At 32.8% G+C, this 1,650-nt stretch carries 3 protein-coding genes; all 3 read left to right on the forward strand.

The genetic code is table 11. The features are described 5' to 3' along the window. Positions 1–301, forward strand: a 301-nt coding sequence (locus tag ACQRAX_RS25420; RefSeq protein ID WP_427867770.1) for a hypothetical protein, incomplete at its 5' end; no start/stop codon positions are given. A 2-nt stretch (positions 302–303) separates the two neighbouring features. After that, positions 304–561, forward strand: a complete 258-nt coding sequence (locus ACQRAX_RS25425) for a hypothetical protein (RefSeq protein ID WP_047922678.1) — start codon at positions 304–306, stop codon at positions 559–561. Positions 562–960: 399 nt separating this feature from the next. Continuing rightward, on the forward strand, positions 961–1,650 hold a 690-nt coding region (locus ACQRAX_RS25430; protein ID WP_412041614.1), incomplete at its 3' end, for a replication initiation protein.

Consider the following 1,650-nt stretch of genomic DNA (forward strand, 5'->3'; position numbering starts at 1 on the left):
TAGTATGGCAAGCGAAAAACTTACAAGATTGGAACAGCAACAAGCAGATTTACAACGCAAGCAGGACGAAATCAAAGCGAAAATTCGTGCGATTAAGTCAAAAGAACAAGCAGAAAAGCGTAAGAAAGCTACGCATTACAAGGTTTTATTAGGGGCTTTTTGGCTAAATGAAATAATAAATAACCCTCTTTTAGATGTAGATAGAAACTTCCCTAAGTTGCGTAAATTTATCAATGATGACAAGAAATTTGATGAATTGAGTGCATTTATCAATGAAGAAATTGAAAAAGGTAAAAAATAACTGTGAGCGAAATTGTAACAATCATTTTTTACAATGTATTGATATTGTCTTTAATTGCTATAAGTGTTTATGTTTACCTGAAATGGCAACATAAAAAACGGATTGATAGAATGTTAGATGAGATGGAAAAATCTTATTCAAAATTTGCCGATCACAAAGCAAACGAAAGAATGCAAAAAAGGATTGATGAGTACGATAAAAGACACCCACTCAAAGCATTTAAAAGGAAGTTTAAAGATAAAATTAAATGGCTTTTATAGGCTACCGCCCTACGCCTGACGGCTACGGTTGCTGAACCCTTGCAGAACAAGCAAACAAGTTTACTTGCTCTGTAAGGGTTTTGTAATTTTTAATCCTGAAAAAAGAAAAAATTAGGGCTGAAAGCCCAAAAAAGGGACGAAAGTCCCTATATTTTTATATTTTTGTTTTTTACTTGTTTTCGGCGTTTTTAAAACCAGTAAAATCAATAAGTTACAAACTTATACGACAACAAATTTCCTGTTATACGACAACAAATTTCCTGTTATAAGACAACAAATTTCCTGTTATACGACAACAAATTTCCTGTTATAGACAACTTTTAAGAAAATACTTGTTGTTTTATATATAAACAACAGGTATATTTTGCTTGTTGTTTTAAACAGGAAATTTGTTGTCTTATGCCAAATGATTTAGTTGTTGTAAAGGCTAATAGCCTTATTGAAGCCAATTACCGATTGAGTATTGATGAAATCAGAATTTTAGCTTTAACTATTGGGACTATGGATCCGAAATCTAATCAAAAGATTTTTGATTTTACGGTGGCTGATTTTGTCCGTGAGTTTCCAGAAATAAGCCAAGATAACGCCTATAAGCAAATTCAGGCGGCTATAAAACGGATTTATGACCGAAGTGTTAAAACTGAAGATAAAGACCGTGTAACTGAATTTCGTTGGGTTTCCTCTAGAACATATTTCAAGAAAGAGGGGCGTTTTAGAATTGCAATGACTGATGAAGTTATGCTATACCTAACGCAACTTAAAGGGCAATTCACGCAATATCAACTCAAACATATCGCTTATTTCAACAGTGTACATTCAATTCGAATTTATGAGCTAATTACACAATATCGCTCTGTTGGTAGTCGTGAAATTACAGTAGAAAAACTAAAAGAATGGCTTCAGGTTGAAAATAAATACCCTAGATTTAATTCATTAAATCAACGTGTTTTGGAACCTGCAATAACTGAGATTAACGAGAAATCTGATTTAGTCGTTGAGGTTGAACAAATCAAGCGTGGGCGTACTATTCACTCTTTAAATTTTGTGATTGGTAGTAAAAAACGAACAGCTCAAAAAATTGAAGAAGTT

Origin of the sequence: Pseudomonas sp. UM16 (genome assembly GCF_050312595.1) — a bacterium.
Lineage (GTDB): Bacteria > Pseudomonadota > Gammaproteobacteria > Pseudomonadales > Pseudomonadaceae > Aquipseudomonas.